Here is an 18,283-nt window from a genome sequence, read left to right as displayed (position 1 = left end):
GATTCACCGCTTTGTCGGATCCACGGGGATCCGCTGGGATCCGTTGGGAGACAGTTCATGTACGACTACGACCTGCTGGTCGTGGGATCGGCCAACGCCGACCTGGTGATCGGGGTCGAGCGGCGGCCCGCGGCCGGGGAGACCGTGCTCGGCTCCGACCTGGCCGTCCACCCGGGCGGCAAGGGCGCGAACCAGGCGGTGGCCGCCGCCCGCCTCGGTGCCCGTACGGCGCTGCTGGCCCGGGTCGGCGACGACGCGCACGGCCGGCTGCTGCTGGACGCGCAGCGCGAGGCGGGCGTCGACACGGTGGGGGTCCTGGTCGGCGGGGCGCCCACGGGGGTCGCGCTGATCACGGTGGACCCGTCGGGGGACAACAGCATCGTGGTCTCACCTGGCGCCAACGGGCGGCTCGCCCCCGAGGACGTACGGGCCGCGCAGAGCCTGCTGCACGCCTCCCGGGTGGTGTCGGCGCAGCTGGAGATCCCGCTGGAGACCGTGGAGGAGGTCGTGCGGAACCTGCCGTCCGGCACCCGGTTCGTGCTGAACCCGTCGCCGCCGAGGCCACTGCCCGCCGAGGTGCTGGCGGCCTGTGACCCGCTGATCGTGAACGAGCACGAGGCACGGGTCATCGCGGGCGACGAGCTGGGCGGGACGCCCGAGGACTGGGCGCGGGCGCTGCTGGCGCTGGGCCCCCGCTCGGTGGTGGTGACGCTGGGCGCGGAGGGCGCTGTGGTGGCGGCCGACGGCTCGATGACCCGCGTGCCGTCGGTGAAGGTGGACGCCGTCGACACGACGGGCGCGGGCGACGCGTTCACGGCGGCGCTGGCCTGGCGGCTGGGCACGGGCGCGGCGCTGCCCGACGCGGCGGCGTACGCGGCGCGGGTGGGGGCGGCGGCGGTGACGCGCCCCGGCGCTCAGGAGTCCTACCCCACCGCCGAGGAGGTCGACGCACTGTGCCGCGCCGGCCGCGGGGAGGGCCCCCGGCCCCCCGCCCGAGTCGGCGAGCCGGGAACATCCCCGCGAGGTGAGTCCCTGTGAAGAAGGCCGGAATCCTGAACCGTCATCTCGCGGGCGCCCTGGCCGAGTTGGGGCACGGGCACGGGGTCCTGATATGCGACGCCGGGATGCCGATCCCGGAGGGCCCCCGGGTCGTGGACCTGGCGTTCCGCGCCGGGGTGCCGTCCTTCGCCGAGGTCCTGGACGGTCTGCTGCAGGAGCTGGTGGTGGAGGGCGCCACGGCCGCGCACGAGGTGCGGGACGCCAACCCGCAGGCCACGGCGCTGCTGGAGGCCCGCTTCCCGGACCTCGAGCTGGTCCCGCACGAGGAGCTGAAGCGGCTGACGGCCGACGCCCACCTGGTGGTCCGCACCGGCGAGGCCCGCCCGTACGCGAACGTACTCCTGCGCTGCGGCGTCTTCTTCTGAACCGGCGGCTCTGCCCGGGATACTTCGAGGGGCCCGGTCACGACCCGGGCCCCTCGGCTTTCCCCCTCCTCGCCAGAACCCCCTTGTCCCCCCGGATCCCCCCGGGGAGTCCTGACTCCCCTTACGACACGCAGAGGGCGGCAAGGGTTGCACTTCTCGCCGGGGATTTTTCCGAGGCGTCCGGCGCGGGCGGCGCAAGAACTGGCAGGGGATGTGGACAGGGTCGATGATGGAAGAAGAGCAAGAAGGTGATGGATCACGAACGACCGTGAGCCGGACAAGGCAGACTCCTCGTCGCGGGAGGCGTCCGCTCCTCAGCGAGTGAGCGCTCCCCAGGCCATGCGGAGCGCGGCCGAACAGCTGACCGAGCTGCTCGGGCGGGCTCCTCAGTCCGTTTCGGCGCTGAGACCGACGGACCATGGCTGGGAGGCCCTCGTCGAGGTCGTGGAGCTGGAGCGCGTTCCGGACACGAGCAGTGTGATGGCCAGCTACCGGGTCGTTCTGGACCCCGCGGGCAATCTGATGGGCTACGAACAAGTACGCCGCTACACCCGCGCGCAGGTCGACAAAGAGGGCCGCTGACAGCGGCTGACGCCCTTCGCTTGAAGGGACAGAAGATTGTGACTGTAATGCCGCAGGGCGGTGGTCTGCCGGCCGGCGGGGGCGGCGGAGGCTCCGGCAACCTCTACGACGTACTGGAACTGGTTCTCGACCGGGGCCTCGTCATCGACGCATTCGTACGGTTGTCCCTCATCGGAATCGAGATTCTGAAGGTGGACGCCCGCGTGGTCGTCGCCAGCGTCGACACGTATCTGCGCTTCGCCGAGGCCTGCAACCGGCTGGACCTGGAGTCCGGCCGCAAGGCCCCCGCGACGCTGACGGACATCACCCAGAGCATCACCGAGGGTGGTGCCCGGGGCAAGAGCAAGGGCGCGCTGACCGGCGCGGTGGAGGCGTTCACCGAATCGCTCCAGAAGGGGAGCAAGGAGCGCGAGAGGGAGCCCGAGCACATCGAACGCGGCTCGAGCCACCGCTCCTCGAAGGACCGGGAGGAGTGAGCGAGCCGATGTCGCTGTACGTGTACGCGATCACCAAGGACTCGCATCCGCTGGATCTGGACGGTGTCAAGGGCGTGGGCGAGGCCCCCGCCGAGTTGCGGACCGTCCGCAGCGGCTCGCTGTGCGCCGTGGTCAGTGACGCCCCCCAGGACCTGTCGGTCGCGCGCCGCGACCTGGAGGCGCACAACGAGGTCCAGGGACGTCTGTGGGCCGGCGGGAGCATCCTGCCGCTCGGCTTCGGATACGTCGCGGAGAGCGAGGACGCCGTGCGCGCCGTGCTGGAGTCGCGGGCCGAGGAGTTCTCCCAGCGTCTGGACGAGCTCACCGGGCGGGCCGAGTTCAACGTCAAGGGCGTGCAGGAAGAGGACGCCCTGCTGCGGACCATCCTCGAGGAGTCCGAGCAGGCCCGGGCGCTGAGCGCGCGGACCCGCGAGGGCGGCAGCTACGACGACCGCCTGGCGCTCGGTCAGCTCATCGCGCAGGAGGTGCAGAGCCGCCAGGACGCGCAGGCGGAGGAGGTCCTCGCCGCGCTGCGGCCGCTCGCACTGTCCGAGAAGGTGTCCCCGCCGTCCAAGCAGTACTTCGTGAACGCGTCCTTCCTGGTGGAGGGCGAGCGGGCGGAGGAGTTCACACGGGCCGGGCAGGAGCTGGCCGAGCGCCTCGGCGAGGGCATCGAGGTGCGGGTACGGGGGCCGCTGCCGCCGTACAGCTTCGCCTGACCGCCCTGACCGACCGGCCCGGACGGCATGAGGAGGAAGCGCTGTGGGAGGACTGGTCAGCGGCATCCTGGGGCTGCCGTTCGCCCCGGTCAAGGGCATCGGCTGGGTGCTCGACAAGGTCGTCAAGACCGCGGAGCAGGAGTACTACGACCCGGCTCCCATCCAGGAGGAGCTGGTGAACCTGGAGCAGGCGCGGACCGAGGGCCGTATCGCCGAGGAGGAGTTCGCGCAGCGCGAGGAGGCGCTGCTGCACCGCCTGGAGGAGATCAGGGCCTACCACCTGCGGCGTGCGCAGGGCGGGCTCTGACCGTCGGCGAAAGAAGGAAGAAGGAACCATGAACAACGCCAAGATCGGCGCGGCTGTTCTCGGCGGCTATCTGCTGGGCCGGACGAAGAAGGGCAAGCTCGCGCTGAGCCTGGGGGCGGCGATGGCCGGGTCGCGGATGAGGCCCGGGCAGGTCGGCAAGCTGCTCCAGGACTCCCCCGTGCTCGGCAACGTCAGCAAGCAGGTGCGCGGTGAGCTGGCGAGCGCGGGCAAGGCCGCGGCCACCACCGTGCTGTCGGCGAAGGCCGAGAGCCTGGCCGACGCCCTGCACGAACGCACCGCGGGGCTGAAGGAGAGGGCGCACGGCGAAGGCGGGCGCGGTCGGCACGAGGAAGCCCGCGACGAGGAGGACGCGGACGAGGAAGGGGACCGGGACGGGGGCGGCCGGGACGAGGGCGGCCGGGACGGGGGCGGCCGGGACGACGGAAGCCGGAGAGAACGCCGGAGCGGAGCAGGTCAGGAGCCGGGGCGCCGGAGCGAGGGGCGGGAGAAGAAGGCGAAGAGCGGGTCCGCGCGATCAAGGAGGCCGGACGATGGTTGAGGGCACCCTCAACAAGGTTCGTGATCAGGTGCAGGGGAACCCTGGCGCGGACCGGCTCAAGGCAGAGCTGGAGGACTACCTGCAGGCCCGGCTCCAGGTGATGCTCGAGGGCATGGGCGAGCGGCTGGGTGAGGGGGCACGCCGGCTGGCGGAGACGCACGTCGGTCCCGGCATGCTGGGCAAACTCGCCCTCAAGGGCGGCAAGAAGCTCCTCGGAGGGGAAGGCGCGGGGGCGGGGGCGGGCGGGATGCTGTCCCAGGCGAAGGACACGCTGCTCGGCAAGGCCAAGGAGGCGGCGGGCGTAGGCGGCAAGAAGAACAAGCCCGGCGGACCGCAGCGGGGACTGACCATCATCGAGGACGTCGACGTGGGCGTGCCCGTCCGCGAGGCCTACAACCAGTGGACGCAGTTCCCGGACTTCGAGAAGTTCGCCAAGGGTGTCGAGGACGTCCGGCAGGACGACGAGACCTCGACCCACTGGCAGGCGAAGATCGCCAAGTCACGTCGCCAATGGCGGGGCGTCGTGACCGAGCAGGTGCCCGACGAGCGCATCGCCTGGACCACCGAGGGTCCCAAGGGCACGAACAAGGGCGTCGTCACCTTCCACCCGCTCGGCGACAACCTCACCAAGGTGCTGCTGGTCCTGCAGTACTACCCCAAGGGCCTGTTCGAGAAGACGGGCAGCCTGTGGCGCGCCCAGGGGCGGCGAACGCGGCTCGATCTCAAGCTGTACCGCTCGTTCGTCATGACCCGCGGTGAGGCCACCGGCGCCTGGCGCGGCGAGATCCGCGACGGGGAGGTGGTCCGCAGCTCGGAGGAGGTCGAACGCGAGGAAGAGGAAGAGGCTGAGAAGGAGGGCCGCGGGGAGCGCGAAGAGAAGGCCGAGGAGCGGGAAGAGGAGCCCGAGGAGCGCCGCCGGGACGAGGAAGAGGAAGAAGAGGAAGAAGAGGCGGACAGAGAAGAGGGACGCCGGGGACGCCGGGACGAGGACGAAGAGGACGAAGAGGACGAGGGCGACGAGGAGCCCGAGTCCTCCGAGGAGGAAGACGAGTGGGAGGAGGACGAAGACGAGCAACCCGACGACCGCTACGACGAGAGGGAGGCACCCGAAGGGCGTCGGCGCCGCGAGTAGTCGCGGGCGCTGAGGTGCGTGAGCTCGCCGGTCTTCGCGTGGCCGGCGTCGGGTGCGCAAGGAAACGAGGTCGAGTGTGCCGTGTCCGAGCCCGCCGTCCCCGCGTCGCGGCCCCTGACCCCCTACAGTCAGGGGTCCTCCGGCGCGAACCTGGCCGACATCCTTGAACGTGTGCTCGACAAGGGCATCGTGATCGTCGGCGACATCAAGATCAACCTGCTCGACATCGAGTTGCTCACCATCAAACTCCGGCTCCTGGTGGCCTCCGTGGACAAGGCCCGGGAGATCGGCATCGACTGGTGGGAGCACGACCCGGCGCTGTCCTCCCGCGCCGACGGCCGACGCAACCTGCGGGAACAGAACGAGCGGCTGCGGGCAGAGGTGGAGGAGCTGCGCAAACGACTCGCGTCGTCCCCACCGCCCGAGCTGTCGGAGGGCGCGTCCGGTCGCCGCAGCCGGCCGCGGGAGGACCGTGAAGCCGAGCGGGAGCCACGACGGGAACGCGACGTCGAGCGGGAGCCACGACGCGACCGCGACACCGAGCGGGAGCCACGACGGGAACGCGACACCGAGCGGGAGCCACGACGGGAACGCGACACCGAGCGGGAGCCACGACGGGAACGCGACGTCGAGCGAGAGCCACGACGCGACCGCGACACCGAACGAGAGCCACGACGCGACCGCGACACCGAACGAGAGCCACGACGCGACCGCGACACCGAACGAGAGCGGCGCACCGAGCCGCGGCGCACCCGGCGCAGGGCCGATGAGGACGAGGACCGGAGCTGAGGACGGTGGACGAGCGGCTGTGCTATGCGTATGCCGTGCTGGGAGCTTCGGCCCTGGACGAGACGGCGCTCGCGCCTGTCCGGGGCGTGGCGGACGCCCCCGTCACCCTGGTCCGCCACGGCCAGGTGGCGGCCGCGGTGAGCGCGGTGCCCGCGGCCGAGTTCTCGGAGGCGGCCCTGAGGGCCGGTCTCGAGGACCTGCGGTGGCTGGAGGCGACGGCCCGGGCGCACCACTTCGTGATCGAGACCCTGGCCGGGCACACCACGGTCCTTCCCCTGCGGCTGGCCACCGTCTACCTGGACGAGAGCCGGGTGCGGGAGATGCTGGCCGGGCGGGAGGCGGAGTTCGCCGCGCTCCTAGACCGGCTCGCCGCGCACGTGGAGTGGGGCGTGAAGGTCTACGTCGAGGCGCCGCCCGAGCCCCCGCCCGCCCGGTCGCCCACCGGCGCCCCGGCGGGCGAGGAGACCCCGGGTCGGGCGTATCTGCGCGGCCGTCGGCACCAGCGGCGGGCACGCGAGGACGCCTGGCGGCTCGCCGAGGAGGCCGTGCGGCGGACCGAGCAGGAGGCCAGGGGCCTGGCGGTGGAACGCACCCGGCACCGGCCGCAGCAGGGGGGCCTCGCGCAGGTGCCGGGCGAGAACATCGCCAACGACGCCTATCTGGTCCCGCGTCGGCTGTCCGAGGAGTTCCGCGACCGGATGCTGCACGCCGCCGACGGCCTGCCCGGGGTCCGCGTGGACGTCACCGGGCCGTGGGCGCCGTACTCCTTCACCGCGCCGCTCGCGCCCGACGCGCGGGAAGGGGCCGGGCAGCGGTGAGCGAGTACGGCCCGTTCGACGAGCGCCCGGTCGCTCAGCCGCAGGTGGCGTTGATCGACCTGCTGGACCGGCTGCTGAGCGGCGGTGTGGTGCTCACCGGCGATCTCGTGCTGTCCATCGCCGACGTGGACCTGGTGCGGATCTCGCTGCGCGCGGTGATCGTCGCGATCCGCGAGGAGCTGGACGAGGGGTGGGCGACGTTCCTGCCCCCGGGGAGCTCCGCGCTTCCCGTCCACGGGAGCCACGGTGACGGGCCCGCCTGACGGCCCGGGCACGGACCGGCTGCGGGAGGTCGCCGAGGCGGCGACCCGCGCCTTCTCGCTGCTGCCCGCCCGCCCGGACGAGGTCCCCCCGCCGTCCACCGGCCGGGGCACGGAACTCGCGCGCCGTCTGCACGCCGACCCGGACACGGTGGAACGGGACCTGGTCAAACTGGTCCTCACCATCGTCGAGTTGCTGCGCCAGCTGATGGAGCGGCAGGCGCTGCACCGCGTCGACGAGGGCGACCTCAGCGAGGAGCAGGAGGAACGGCTCGGACTGACCCTGATGCTGCTGCACGACCGGATGGCCGACCTGTGCGACCAGTACGGCCTCACCATGGCCGACCTCAACATCGACCTGGGCCCGCTGGGCACGCTGCTTCCGCCCTGAGAGCTGTGAACGGACCGGGCCGCGCGGGCCCGGTCCGCCCGGGGCGTCACCGGATCACGTGCTCCACGAACCGCTCCACCGTCTCCGCGAGGACCTCCCGGCCGTCCCGCGCCCACAGCGCGTCGTTGAACAGCTCGACCTCGATGGGGCCGGTGTAGCCGGCGGCCTCCACGTATCCCTTCCACTCGCGCATGTCGATCGCGCCGTCGCCGATCTGCCCGCGGCCGTTGAGGACGCCCTCCGGCAGCGGGGTGGTCCAGTCGGCGAGCTGGAAGGTGTGGATGCGGCCACCGGCGCCCGCGCGGGCGATCTGCTCGGGGGCCGTGTCGTCCCACCAGATGTGGTACGTGTCCACCGTGACGCCCACCTGCTCCGCCGGGAAGCGCTCGGCCAGGTCGAGGGCCTGGGCCAGGGTCGAGACCACACAGCGGTCCGAGGCGTACATCGGGTGGAGCGGCTCGATGGCCAGTCGCACACCGCGCTCGGCCGCGTACGGGCCCAGTTCCGCGAGCGCGTCCGCGATCCGCTCGCGCGCCCCGCGCAGGTCCTTGGAGCCGGCCGGAAGCCCGCCCGAGACCAGGACCAGCGTGTCCGTGCCCAGCGTGGCCGCCTCGTCCACCGCCCGGCGGTTGTCGTCCAGGGCGCGCGCCCGCTCGTCGGGGTCGATCGCGGTGAAGAAGCCGCCCCGGCACAGGGTCGTCACCGTCAGCCCGGCGTCGCGGACCAGCTTCGCCGTCGCCTCCAGGCCGTGCGACTGCACGGGCTCCCGCCACAGGCCCACGCCCCGCACGCCCGACTCCTGGCAGGCATCGACCAGTTCGGGCACGGACAGCTGCTTCACCGTCATCTGGTTGATGGAGAACCGCCCCGGTGCCGTGCTCACTGGGCCACCCCGTACAGGGACAGCAGCGTCTTCATCCGCGTCTCGGCCAGTGACGGGTCGGGGAACAGACCGAGTCCGTCGGCCAGTTCGTACGCCTTCGCGAAGTGCGGCAGCGAGCGCGCCGACTGCAGGCCGCCGACCATCGTGAAGTGCTCCTGGTGACCCGCGAGCCAGGCCAGGAAGACCACACCCGTCTTGTAGAAGCGGGTGGGCGCCTGGAACAGGTGGCGGGACAGCTCCACCGTGGGGTCGAGGAGTTCCCGGAAGCCCTTCACGTCACCGGTGTCCAGGACCCGTACCGCCTCGGCGGCCAGTGGGCCGAGCGGGTCGAAGATGCCGAGCAGGGCGTGGCTGAAGCCCTGCTCGTCTCCGGCGATCAGCTCGGGGTAGTTGAAGTCGTCACCGGTGTAGCAGCGCACGCCCTGTGGGAGGCGGCGGCGCAGGTCGATCTCGCGCTGGGCGTCGAGCAGGGAGATCTTGACGCCGTCCACCTTGTCCGGGTGGGCGGCGATGACCTCGAGGAACACGTCCGTGGCGGCGTCCAGGTCGCTCGAGCCCCAGTAGCCCTCCAGCGCGGGGTCGAACATGGGGCCGAGCCAGTGCAGGACGACCGGTTCGGCGGCCTGGCGCAGCAGGTGGCCGTAGGTCTCCAGGTAGTCCTCGGGACCCTTCGCGGTGGCGGCCAGGGCGCGGGACGCCATGAGGATCGCCTGCGCGCCCGCCTCCTCCACCACGGCGAGCTGCTCCTCGTACGCCTTGCGGATCTCCTCCAGGGACCCGGCGGCGAGCTGGTCGGTGCCGACGCCGCAGGCGATCCGCCCGCCGACCGCCTTCGCCTCGGCGGCGGACCGGCGGATCAGCTCCGCCGCTCCCGCCCAGTCGAGGCCCATCCCGCGCTGCGCGGTGTCCATGGCCTCCGCGACACCGAGCCCGTGCGACCACAGATGGCGGCGGAAGGCGAGCGTGGCGTCCCAGTCGACGGCGGCGGGCGAGTCGGGCGAGACGTCCGCGTACGGGTCCGCGACGACGTGCGCCGCCGAGAAGACCGTACGGGAGGTGAACGGCGTGCCGGAGGTGAGGGCGAGGGGCTCGCGGCGCGGCTCGTACGCCCTGAGCCGCCCACTCGCGTCGGGGAGGTGGATGGTCACAGCGAGATCTCCGGTACGTCGATGCGGCGGCCCTCGGCCGAGGACTTCAGCCCCAGTTCGGCGAGCTGGACGCCGCGGGCGCCGGCCAGCAGGTCCCAGTGGTAGGGGGCGTCGGCGTAGACGTGCTTGAGGAACAGCTCCCACTGGGCCTTGAAGCCGTTGTCGAACTCGCCGTTGTCCGGGACCTCCTGCCACTGGTCGCGGAAGACCTCGGTGGCGGGGATGTCCGGGTTCCACACGGGCTTCGGGGTCGCCGAACGGTGCTGCACGCGGCACTTGCGCAGTCCCGCGACCGCCGAGCCCTCCGTGCCGTCCACCTGGAACTCCACCAGCTCGTCGCGGTTGACGCGCACCGACCAGGAGGAGTTGATCTGGGCGATCGCGCCGCCCTCGAGTTCGAAGATGCCGTACGCGGCGTCGTCCGCCGTCGCGTCGTAGGGCTTGCCGTTCTCGTCCCAGCGCTGCGGGATGTGGGTCGCCGCCAGGGCCTGTACGGACTTCACACGGCCGAACAGCTCGTGCAGCACGTACTCCCAGTGCGGGAACATGTCGACAACGATGCCACCGCCGTCCTCGGCACGGTAGTTCCAGGAGGGACGCTGGGCGGGCTGCCAGTCGCCCTCGAACACCCAGTAGCCGAACTCGCCGCGCACCGAAAGGATCCGGCCGAAGAAGCCGCCGTCGATGAGCCGCTTCAGCTTCAGCAGGCCGGGCAGGAAGAGCTTGTCCTGGACGACGCCGTGCTTGACGCCCTTCTCATGAGCGAGGCGGGCCAGTTCCAGGGCGCCCTCAAGGCCCGTGGCCGTCGGCTTCTCGGTGTAGATGTGCTTGCCCGCCGCGATCGCCTTCTTGATCGACTCCTCGCGTGCGGAGGTGACCTGCGCGTCGAAGTAGACCTCGACGGTCGGGTCGGCGAGGACCGCGTCCACGTCCGTCGACCAGTGCTCCAGGCCGTGCCGCTCGGCGAGCGCCTTCAGCGCGTGCTCCCGGCGGCCGACGAGCACCGGCTCGGGCCACAGCACGGCGCCGTCGCCCAGGTCGAGGCCGCCCTGCTCGCGGAGGGCCAGGATGGAACGGACGAGGTGCTGGCGGTAGCCCATGCGCCCCGTCACGCCGTTCATGGCGATACGCACCGTCTTGCGTGTCACGTCGATCCCTTCGTACGCGTCCGGCGCCTCGTACGCTCCGGGACGAGCGTGACAGCAAGCGCTTTCTATACAGGAAGACGCTAGCCTCTGTGCGGCGGCTCGGACAAGACCGCGGGGCCGACGGGATGCACGTGTCCGCATACAGCGTCACAGCACGTGACACGACGGACACGGTGCCGTGAAGTCGGCCGGTCCGGGAGCGTGAAGTTGGTCGGTCCGTCGAACACGGAGAACCGCGGGCCTGTACACGGGTGTCTGTAGAGCTGTAGATGGATCTCGGCGGATGTCGGTGGATGTCGCTGGACGGACACGACGGACGCCGCCGAGCACGACGGGTATGACGAGACAGGCGACCGGAGGACGACGACGATGACGGTGACCCTGGCAGACGTGGCGGCACGCGCACAGGTGTCGCCCGCCACCGTGTCGCGCGTGCTGAACGGGAACTATCCCGTGGCGGCGTCGACCCGGGAGCGGGTGCTGCGGGCGGTGGACGAGCTGGACTACGTCCTCAACGGCCCGGCGAGCTCGCTGGCGGCTGCCACCTCCGACCTGGTCGGCATCCTGGTCAACGACATCGCCGACCCCTTCTTCGGCATCATGGCGAGCGCGATCCAGTCGGAGATCGGGGGCCCGGGCGGACGGGCCGGTGGTGAACGGCTCGCCGTGGTGTGCAACACCGTCGGCTCGCCGGAGCGGGAGCTGACGTATCTGACGCTGCTGCAACGGCAGCGGGCGGCGGCCGTGGTGCTCACCGGTGGCGCGGTGGAGCTCAGCACACATGTGGAGGCCGTGGGCGCGAAGCTGCGCAAGCTCGCGGCGGCGGGGACGAAGGTGGTGCTGTGCGGCCGGCCCCCGGCACCGGAGGCCATCGCACTCACCTTCGACAACCGCGGCGGCGGCCGGCAGCTCACCGAGCACCTGATCGGGCTTGGGCACCGGCGGCTCGGCTACATCGCGGGCCCGGAGGAGCGCACGACGACGCGGCACCGCCTGGAGGGCCACCGGGAGGCGCTGGCCGCCGCCGGGCTCGAGGACGACCCGAAGCTGACGGTGCACGGCCGCTACGACCGCCGCGCCGGTTACGAGGCGACACTCGAACTCCTGCGCAGGGACCCGTCGCTCACGGCGATCGTGGCCGCGAATGACACGGTGGCGCTGGGCGCGTGCGCGGCGCTGCGGGACTCCGGGCTGCGCATCCCCGACGACGTGTCGGTGGCGGGCTTCGACGACCTCCCCTTCGCGATCGACGCGGTACCGGCCCTGACGACGGTCCGCCTCCCGCTCTCGGAGGCGGGGGCCCGCGCGGGCCGTATCGCGATGGGGCGCGAGGAACCGCCGCCGGGCGGGATCGCGACGGTGCGGGGCGAGTTGATGGTGCGGGGTTCCACGGGGGCGCCGCGGAGATAGGCGCGTACGGGGTCCTCGGGCGCGCCGCGCGGCCGGGGCGCGCCCGAGTGTCGCCGACGGGCGCTCCCCACACGTGCCGAGTAGGGTCCATGAGCATGAAGCTCGCGTTCTCCACCCTCGGTGTCCCCGGCCTGCCCATATCCGATGTGGTCCACCTCGCGGCCACCCACGGCTACCACGGTGTCGAACTGCGCGCGCATCCCGACGAACCCGTGCACCCGGGCATCGGCCCCGGCGAACGGGCCGACGCCGCCGCCGCGTTCAAGGCGGCCGGTGTCGAGATCCTGGGGCTCGCGGGGTACGCACGCGTGGCCGCGCCCGGTGACGACGCGCCGGTCCTGGCGGAGATCCGCGACCTCCTGGACCTGGCGCGCGACGTGGGCGCGCCCTTCGTCCGCGTCTTCCCCGGCGGTGGCACCGAGCAGAGCGCGGAGGAGGCCGACGCGACGGCCGCCCGGCGCCTGGGCACCGCCGCCGAGTACGCCGCCGACGCCGGTGTGCGGATCCTGCTGGAGACGCACGACTCGCACCGCACCGGCGCGGACGCCCTGCGGGTCCTCGGCGCCGTCGGCCACCGGAACGCGGGCGCGCTGTGGGACGTGATGCACACCTGGCTGGGCGGCGAGCAGCCGCAGGAGACGTACGCGGCGCTGTCCCCGTACCTCGGCTACGTCCAGGTCAAGGACATCGCGTCCGCCGACGACAGGACCCCGCTGCCGCTGGGCTCCGGCGTCCTCCCGCTCGCCGAGTGCGTGGAGGTCCTGTCCCGTCACGGCTGGGACGGCTGGCTGTGCTGGGAGTACGAGAAGCGCTGGTACGAGTCGGCGACACCGCTTCCGGAGCTGCTGGGCGCGGGACGGGAGCACTTGGGGCGGCTGCTGAACGAGTCGGCTTAGGAACCCGGCTCGACCAGTCGGCTGGGGGAGCCCCGGCCCGGCGGCCGCCGTTGTTCGGTGGCCGCCGGACAGGGCGCCCGTCGACCTCACGCGCCGCGCCCCGCGACATGCCACCCGCCGCCGGCTCACGAGCGTGGCCCGTACGCTGCGCGCCCGGATCACGCCGGACGTGCCGTGAGGCGCGCCGAGCCGTCCAGGCACCACTCCAGCACGGCGGGCCAGGAGCCGTAGCCGGCGTCCAGGTCGAGATGGGCGGCGCCGGGGATGAGCTCCGTCGGGATGCCGAGGGGGTCACCGAAGTCGGTGCGCGCGCCCTCCGGGCAGTACGGGTCGTCGTCGCCCGCGACGAGACGGGTGGGGCCGGGCGGCGTCAGGCCGTCCAGGGGCGGCGGGGCGAAGGCTGCCACCTCCGGGTGCCGTACGAGGACGGAGGCGGACGGCGGGGCGACGAGCAGCACGCGGTCCACGTCGAGGCCCTTCATCCCGCGCGCCACGGCGTGCAGCCACAGCACGGCGGACAGACTGTGGGCGACGACGACCCGCTCCGGGCCCGCGCCCGGCAGCTCGTCGAGGTGGCGGGCCAACTCCGCGAGCCACACCTCCAGTTCGGGATCGTCGGGGTCGGGCAGCTGCGGATAGGCGACGTGGTGGCCGAGTCCGGTGAGCCGGTCGGCCAGCCAGTGCTGCCAGTGGTCCTTCGGGCGGTGGTTCTGCCAGCCGTGGAGGATGAGGTAGGCGCTCATTCGGCGATCGTTCCCGATCGGCACCGACAGGTCCAGTTCTCGCACGCCTTGATCAGTTCCCCCCGCTCGGCGACACCCGTCGGCCCACCCGGGTCCTGCCGCCTCCCGGAGTGCGACAGATCCGCCGGATGTGTCGCACGACAGCCCTCTCCCACCCCGCACCAGCCGTCCGAACTCCCCAGTCCCACAACGGGCTTCCCATTCCCCCAATACACTGGAAGCCGCCGTTGAACAGGGGGACGAGATGGCGGCAGACCCTCCAGAACCGGCCCCTCCAGCTTGAACGTCAACGCTCTCCAGCCCTCTCAGCCCGGCAACCCCGCCCCGCAGCGCCGCGGACACCTCGTCAGAACCCGGAAAATTCTTTCGTACGCACCCGGGTTCGTCGAACGAAATGCGCGGGCCGACCCCGCGCACCCCCGCACCGCGACAGATCCGCCGCACGTGTCGCACCGAGAGCCCCCACCGTCACCCGCCCACATGCCGGCTCGGGCAGGGCCTCAGGCCGGCTCGCCGACGGACTCGCGCGCCGGCACGCCCGCCGACTGGACCTTCTTCGACAGGACCCGGACCCTCCCCGCCGGGGCCAGCGACGTCAGCGCCACCCCGCCCACCAGCAGCGCCGCGGCGCCCCAGCGCAGGGGGCTGATCGGTTCGCCCAGGAACAGGGCCGCCGACGACATGCCGAAGACCGGGACCAGGAGGGAGAAGGGGGCGACCGTGGACGCGGGGTGACGGCGCAGCAGCCAGCCCCACGCGCCGAAGCCGAAGACCGTGGTGATCCAGGCGACGTAGAGGACGATGCCGGCGCCCTGCCAGTCGAGGGCGCGCAGCGCGGCGAGGTCGCGGGACGGGCCCTCCGTGAGGAGGGACAGCCCGAGCAGGGGCAGGACCGGGACCGTGCTCACCCACACCATGAAGTTCAAGGGGTCCGGCGGGGACGCCTTGCGGGTGAGGACGTTGGACAGGCCCCAGCAGGCCGCCGCCACCATGACCAGGGCGAACGCGCCGAGCGGGCCGGCCGTTCCCTCGTCGACGGCGGCGAGGGCGACGCCGCCGAGGGCCACCACCATCCCGAGCGCCCTCAGGCGCGTGGGGCGCTCGCCGAGGAACGCGAAGGCCATGAGCGCCGTGAACACGGCCTGGATCTGGAGCACCAGGGAGGACAGTCCGGCGGGCATCCCGGCGGCCATGCCGAGGAACAGCAGCCCGAACTTCGCCACGCCCAGCACCAGGCCCACCGCCACGATCCACTTCCACGCCACCTTGGGGCGGCCCACGAGGAAGACGGCGGGGACGGCCGCGGCCAGGAAGCGCAGGGCCGAGAACAGCAGCGGCGGGAAGTGGCCGAGGCCGAGTTCGATGACGGTGAAGTTGACGCCCCAGACGGCGGCGACGAGGACGGCGAGGCAAAGGTGTGCGGGTCGCATACGTCGATGATCACGGCCCACGACCGTGAAGCACCAGCGATGATTGCTGCATGGTGGGATGAAGTACCTCTAATCCTTGAGGGGGTCGTCTTGCTCGATCTTCAGCGCCTGCGCGCTCTGCACGCCGTCTCCGTCCACGGCACGGTCGGCGCCGCGGCCACCGCGCTCGGCTACACACCGTCCGCCGTCTCCCAGCAGATCGCCAAGCTGGAGCGGGAGACCAGGACCGTCCTGCTCGAACGGGAGGGGCGCGGCGTACGGCTCACCGACGAGGCGCTGCAACTGGTCGCCACCGCCCAGGAGTTGATGGCGATCGTGGAGCGTGCCGAGACCGAGCTGGAGGAGCGGCGGGGGCTGCCCGCAGGGCGGCTGACGGTGGCGGCGTTCGCGTCGGCCGCGCGGGGGCTGATGCCGGGGGTGCTCGCGGATCTGGCGCGCCGGCACCCCGCCCTGGACACCCGGCTGACCGAGGTGGACCCGCATCTGTCCGTCGACCTGGTGGCCAAGGGCGTGGTCGACGTCGCCGTGGCGCACGACTGGGACATCGCGCCGCTGCCCGCCCCGGAGGGGGTCGAACAGGCGGTGATCGGGGACGACCTGTGCGATCTGCTCGTGCCCGCCGGCCACCGTTTCGCCGGGCGGACGGCGGTGCGCCGCGAGGAGCTGGGCGGCGAGCGGTGGATCTGCCAGCCGCCGGGCCGGGTCTGCCACGAGTGGCTGGTGCGGACGCTGCGCGCGGCCGGACACGAGCCCGAGGTGGTCCACCAGGCCGACGAGAACCCGACCCTGGTCGCCCTGGTCGCCGCCGGGCTCGGGATCGCCCTGATCCCGCGGCTGGGCCGGGGCCCGCTGCCCGAGGGGGTCGTCGAGGTGCCCCTGGACCCCCTGCCCGTACGGCACCTGTACGCACTGTGGCGCAGGGGTGCGGCCCGGCGCCCGGCGATCGCCGAGACCGTACGCACCCTCCAGCACCACTGGCCCACGGTGTCGGCGCACACGCCCCGTTGACCACCCTCGTACCGAATTCCGGCGTCCGGCCGTTTCCGGGGAACCCGACCCGGTACGCCTTCGTCCCATGGGCAGGTTGCCGGATGAGTCTCCGCGCTGCGGTGTCGGCCCTCGCTGCTGGCTGCGATCGCTGACCACCCTCTCCGCCGCACGCGGCCGGCAGCACGCCGCCGTCGGCGCGCCCCCCTCCACAGCGCCGATGGCGGCCCCTCATTGCGGTACCTCGTGTGCGGCGCCTTGACCGGCAGAAACTTCCCGGATATTGGTGATTCCTCGGAAGTTTCCTTCAGCGTTCTCCTCCGGAAGGAGCGCACGTGCACGACTCCGGCACGGGAAGCACCGCACAGCCCTCCAGACGCACGCTCCTCGCCGCCACCGCTGGTGTGACGGCGGCCCTCGCCCTCACCCCGGGCGCCGCTCGGGCCGCCGGGTACGACGACGAACGGCTCAAGGGCCTCATCTCCCGCATGTCACTCGAGGAGAAGGCCGGGCAGCTCTTCGTGATGCGGGTCTACGGCCACTCGGCGACCGCCCCCGACCAGGCCGACATCGAGGCCAACCTCAAGGAGATCGGCGTCCGCACGGCCGCCGAGCTGATCGCCAGGTACCGCGTCGGCGGCATCATCTACTTCACCTGGGCGCACAACACCCGCGATCCCCGGCAGATCGCCGAACTGTCCAACGGCATCCAGAAGGCGTCGCTCGACCAGCCCCGCGGACTGCCCGTGCTCATCGCCACCGACCAGGAGCACGGGATCGTCGCCCGCGTGGGCAGGCCCGCGACCCTGTTCCCGGGCGCGATGGCGATCGGAGCCGGCGGCTCCCGGGCAGACGCGCAGACCCTGGGCCGGATCGCCGGCGCCGAGCTGCGCGCCCTCGGCGTCGGCCAGGACTACTCCCCCGACGCCGACGTGAACGTCAACCCGGCCAACCCGGTCATCGGCGTACGGTCCTTCGGCGCCGACCCGGAGGCGGTGGCGGGCCTGGTCGCCGCGGAGGTGAGGGGCTATCAGTCCTCCGGCGTCGCGGCGACCGTCAAGCACTTCCCGGGTCACGGCGACACCGCCGTCGACAGCCACTACGGCTTCCCGGTCATCACGCACAGCCGCGAGCTGTGGGAGAGGCTGGACGCGGTGCCGTTCCGGGCGGCGGTCCGGGCCGGGGTCGACGCCGTCATGACCGCGCACATCATGGTGCCCGCGCTCGACGACTCGGGCGACCCCGCGACCCTCTCCCGTCCCGTCGTCACCGGCATCCTGCGCGAGGAGCTCGGCTACGACGGGGTCGTGGTGACCGACTCGCTCGGCATGGAGGGCGTACGGCAGAAGTACGGCGACGACCGTGTGCCCGTGCTCGCCCTCAAGGCGGGGGTCGACCAGCTGCTCAACCCGCCGAACCTGGACCTCGCCTGGAACGCGGTGCTGGACGCGGTGCGGGGCGGCGAACTGACCGAGGCCCGGCTGGACGAGTCGCTGCTGCGCATCCTGCGCCTGAAGGCGAAGCTGGGGCTGCTGGACCAGCCGTACGTGACCGCGGCCGGCGTCGAGCGGACGGTCGGCACCCCGGCGCATCTGCGCACCGCCGACCGCATCGCGGACCGCACGACCACGCTGCTGGTCAACGAGGAGCGACTGCTGCCGCTCTCGCACCGGACCCACCCCCGGCTGCTGGTGGCCGGCGCGGACCCCGCGTCCCCGACCGGCACCGACGGGCCGCCCACCACCGTCCTGGCGAACGCCCTGACCGGGCTGGGCTTCACGGCGACCGCGCTGTCCACCGGCACCGCCCCCTCGGCGGAGACGATCGCGAAGGCGGCGGCGGCGGCGAAGGACGCGGACGCGGTGGTCGTGGCCACGTACAACGTGAGCGCGACCAGTTCCCAGCGGACGCTGGTGAGCAGGTTGGCCGCCACCGGGAAGCCGGTGGTCGCCCTCGCCGTGCGGAATCCGTACGACGTCGCCCGGCTCCCGAACGTGGGCGCCTTCCTGGCGTCGTACTCCTGGACGGACGTCGAACTGCGCGCCGCGGCGCGGGTGATCGCGGGGCGGGTGAGGCCGCGCGGGAAGCTGCCGGTGCCGGTGCAACGGGCGGACGACCCGGCGCAGGTGCTGTACCCGACCGGGTACGGGCTGTCGTACTAGCCGTACGCCGGGAACCGGG

Annotated in this window: 20 protein-coding genes and 1 pseudogene; 16 read left to right on the top strand and 5 right to left on the bottom strand. The window is 72.5% G+C overall.

What is annotated here, in order from left to right; all coding sequences use genetic code 11:
- Positions 1-57 precede the first annotated feature (57 nt).
- The 12 genes and pseudogenes from C3488_RS08560 (at position 58) to C3488_RS08505 (ending at position 7,457) form a co-directional block, all read left to right on the top strand.
- Positions 58-1,038 carry a ribokinase gene (locus tag C3488_RS08560; protein WP_103838721.1) on the top strand — a complete coding sequence of 327 codons (981 nt, stop codon included), beginning with the start codon at positions 58-60 and terminating at the stop codon, positions 1,036-1,038.
- The gene (gene rbsD / locus C3488_RS08555; RefSeq protein WP_103838720.1) at positions 1,035-1,424 is read left to right on the top strand and encodes a D-ribose pyranase; all 390 of its coding nucleotides are present in this window, start codon (positions 1,035-1,037) and stop codon (positions 1,422-1,424) included. The genes C3488_RS08560 and rbsD overlap by 4 nt, the downstream gene beginning before the upstream one ends.
- A gap of 255 nt (positions 1,425-1,679) precedes the next feature.
- Positions 1,680-2,006: a gas vesicle protein gene (locus tag C3488_RS08550; protein ID WP_103838719.1), complete on the top strand. Its 327-nt coding sequence runs from the start codon at positions 1,680-1,682 to the stop codon at positions 2,004-2,006.
- Between the two features lie 47 nt (positions 2,007-2,053).
- Positions 2,054-2,482 carry a gas vesicle structural protein GvpA gene (locus C3488_RS08545; protein ID WP_103838718.1) on the top strand — a complete coding sequence of 143 codons (429 nt, stop codon included), beginning with the start codon at positions 2,054-2,056 and terminating at the stop codon, positions 2,480-2,482.
- A complete protein-coding gene (locus tag C3488_RS08540) occupies positions 2,479-3,201 on the top strand; it encodes a GvpL/GvpF family gas vesicle protein (protein WP_103838717.1) in 723 nt (240 codons plus the stop codon). The genes C3488_RS08545 and C3488_RS08540 overlap by 4 nt, the downstream gene beginning before the upstream one ends.
- A gap of 43 nt (positions 3,202-3,244) precedes the next feature.
- Entirely contained in the window at positions 3,245-3,508 is a 264-nt protein-coding gene (locus C3488_RS08535; RefSeq protein ID WP_103838716.1) for a gas vesicle protein GvpG, read from the top strand.
- A 28-nt stretch (positions 3,509-3,536) separates the two neighbouring features.
- A complete protein-coding gene (locus tag C3488_RS40435) occupies positions 3,537-4,067 on the top strand; it encodes an ABC transporter substrate-binding protein (protein WP_181138932.1) in 531 nt (176 codons plus the stop codon).
- Positions 4,060-5,199: an SRPBCC family protein gene (locus tag C3488_RS08525; protein ID WP_103838715.1), complete on the top strand. Its 1,140-nt coding sequence runs from the start codon at positions 4,060-4,062 to the stop codon at positions 5,197-5,199. The genes C3488_RS40435 and C3488_RS08525 overlap by 8 nt, the downstream gene beginning before the upstream one ends.
- A 76-nt stretch (positions 5,200-5,275) precedes the next feature.
- Positions 5,276-5,596 (top strand): annotated as a pseudogene (locus C3488_RS41425) (gas vesicle protein); the annotation flags it as partial.
- A 397-nt stretch (positions 5,597-5,993) separates the two neighbouring features.
- The gene (locus C3488_RS08515) at positions 5,994-6,806 is read left to right on the top strand and encodes a GvpL/GvpF family gas vesicle protein (RefSeq protein WP_103838713.1); all 813 of its coding nucleotides are present in this window, start codon (positions 5,994-5,996) and stop codon (positions 6,804-6,806) included.
- Positions 6,803-7,069 (top strand): gas vesicle protein, encoded by a 267-nt coding sequence (locus C3488_RS08510; RefSeq protein WP_103838712.1) that lies wholly within the window; start codon positions 6,803-6,805, stop codon positions 7,067-7,069. Before C3488_RS08515 ends, C3488_RS08510 begins: the two co-directional genes overlap by 4 nt.
- Positions 7,053-7,457 (top strand): gas vesicle protein K, encoded by a 405-nt coding sequence (locus C3488_RS08505; protein ID WP_103838711.1) that lies wholly within the window; start codon positions 7,053-7,055, stop codon positions 7,455-7,457. The genes C3488_RS08510 and C3488_RS08505 overlap by 17 nt, the downstream gene beginning before the upstream one ends.
- Before the next feature lie 46 nt (positions 7,458-7,503).
- On the opposite strand, the gene C3488_RS08500 is transcribed toward C3488_RS08505, so the two are convergent.
- Genes C3488_RS08500 through C3488_RS08490 form a run of 3 tightly spaced genes read right to left on the bottom strand, consistent with a single transcriptional unit; the run spans position 7,504 to position 10,636 of the window.
- The gene (locus C3488_RS08500; RefSeq protein WP_103838760.1) at positions 7,504-8,304 is read right to left on the bottom strand and encodes a sugar phosphate isomerase/epimerase; all 801 of its coding nucleotides are present in this window, start codon (positions 8,302-8,304) and stop codon (positions 7,504-7,506) included.
- Between the two features lie 32 nt (positions 8,305-8,336).
- Complete coding sequence (locus C3488_RS08495) at positions 8,337-9,488, bottom strand: dihydrodipicolinate synthase family protein (protein ID WP_103838710.1); 1,152 nt, start codon at positions 9,486-9,488, stop codon at positions 8,337-8,339.
- On the bottom strand, positions 9,485-10,636 hold the full coding sequence (locus tag C3488_RS08490; RefSeq protein WP_103838709.1) for a Gfo/Idh/MocA family protein: 1,152 nt from the start codon (positions 10,634-10,636) through the stop codon (positions 9,485-9,487). Before C3488_RS08490 ends, C3488_RS08495 begins: the two co-directional genes overlap by 4 nt.
- A gap of 369 nt (positions 10,637-11,005) precedes the next feature.
- Between C3488_RS08490 and C3488_RS08485 the strand changes: the two genes are divergently transcribed.
- Both C3488_RS08485 and C3488_RS08480 read left to right on the top strand, forming a co-directional pair.
- Positions 11,006-12,046, top strand: coding sequence for a LacI family DNA-binding transcriptional regulator (locus C3488_RS08485; protein WP_103838708.1), 1,041 nt, complete (start codon positions 11,006-11,008; stop codon positions 12,044-12,046).
- 95 nt (positions 12,047-12,141) lie between these two features.
- A complete protein-coding gene (locus tag C3488_RS08480) occupies positions 12,142-12,942 on the top strand; it encodes a sugar phosphate isomerase/epimerase (protein WP_181138939.1) in 801 nt (266 codons plus the stop codon).
- A 158-nt stretch (positions 12,943-13,100) separates the two neighbouring features.
- Here C3488_RS08480 and C3488_RS08475 read toward each other — a convergent pair whose 3' ends face one another.
- Complete coding sequence (locus tag C3488_RS08475; RefSeq protein ID WP_103838706.1) at positions 13,101-13,685, bottom strand: alpha/beta hydrolase; 585 nt, start codon at positions 13,683-13,685, stop codon at positions 13,101-13,103.
- Positions 13,686-14,185: 500 nt separating this feature from the next.
- Entirely contained in the window at positions 14,186-15,115 is a 930-nt protein-coding gene (locus tag C3488_RS08470; protein ID WP_103838705.1) for an EamA family transporter, read from the bottom strand.
- A 90-nt stretch (positions 15,116-15,205) separates the two neighbouring features.
- Between C3488_RS08470 and C3488_RS08465 the strand changes: the two genes are divergently transcribed.
- Positions 15,206-16,123, top strand: coding sequence for a LysR family transcriptional regulator (locus tag C3488_RS08465; RefSeq protein ID WP_103838704.1), 918 nt, complete (start codon positions 15,206-15,208; stop codon positions 16,121-16,123).
- Between the two features lie 314 nt (positions 16,124-16,437).
- Complete coding sequence (locus tag C3488_RS08460; RefSeq protein ID WP_103838703.1) at positions 16,438-18,264, top strand: glycoside hydrolase family 3 protein; 1,827 nt, start codon at positions 16,438-16,440, stop codon at positions 18,262-18,264.
- The last annotated feature ends 19 nt before the right edge of the window (positions 18,265-18,283 follow it).

Origin of the sequence: Streptomyces sp. Ru72, from assembly GCF_002920635.1 — a bacterium.
Taxonomy (GTDB): domain Bacteria; phylum Actinomycetota; class Actinomycetes; order Streptomycetales; family Streptomycetaceae; genus Streptomyces.
This window is presented reverse-complemented; position numbering and strand designations above follow the sequence as displayed.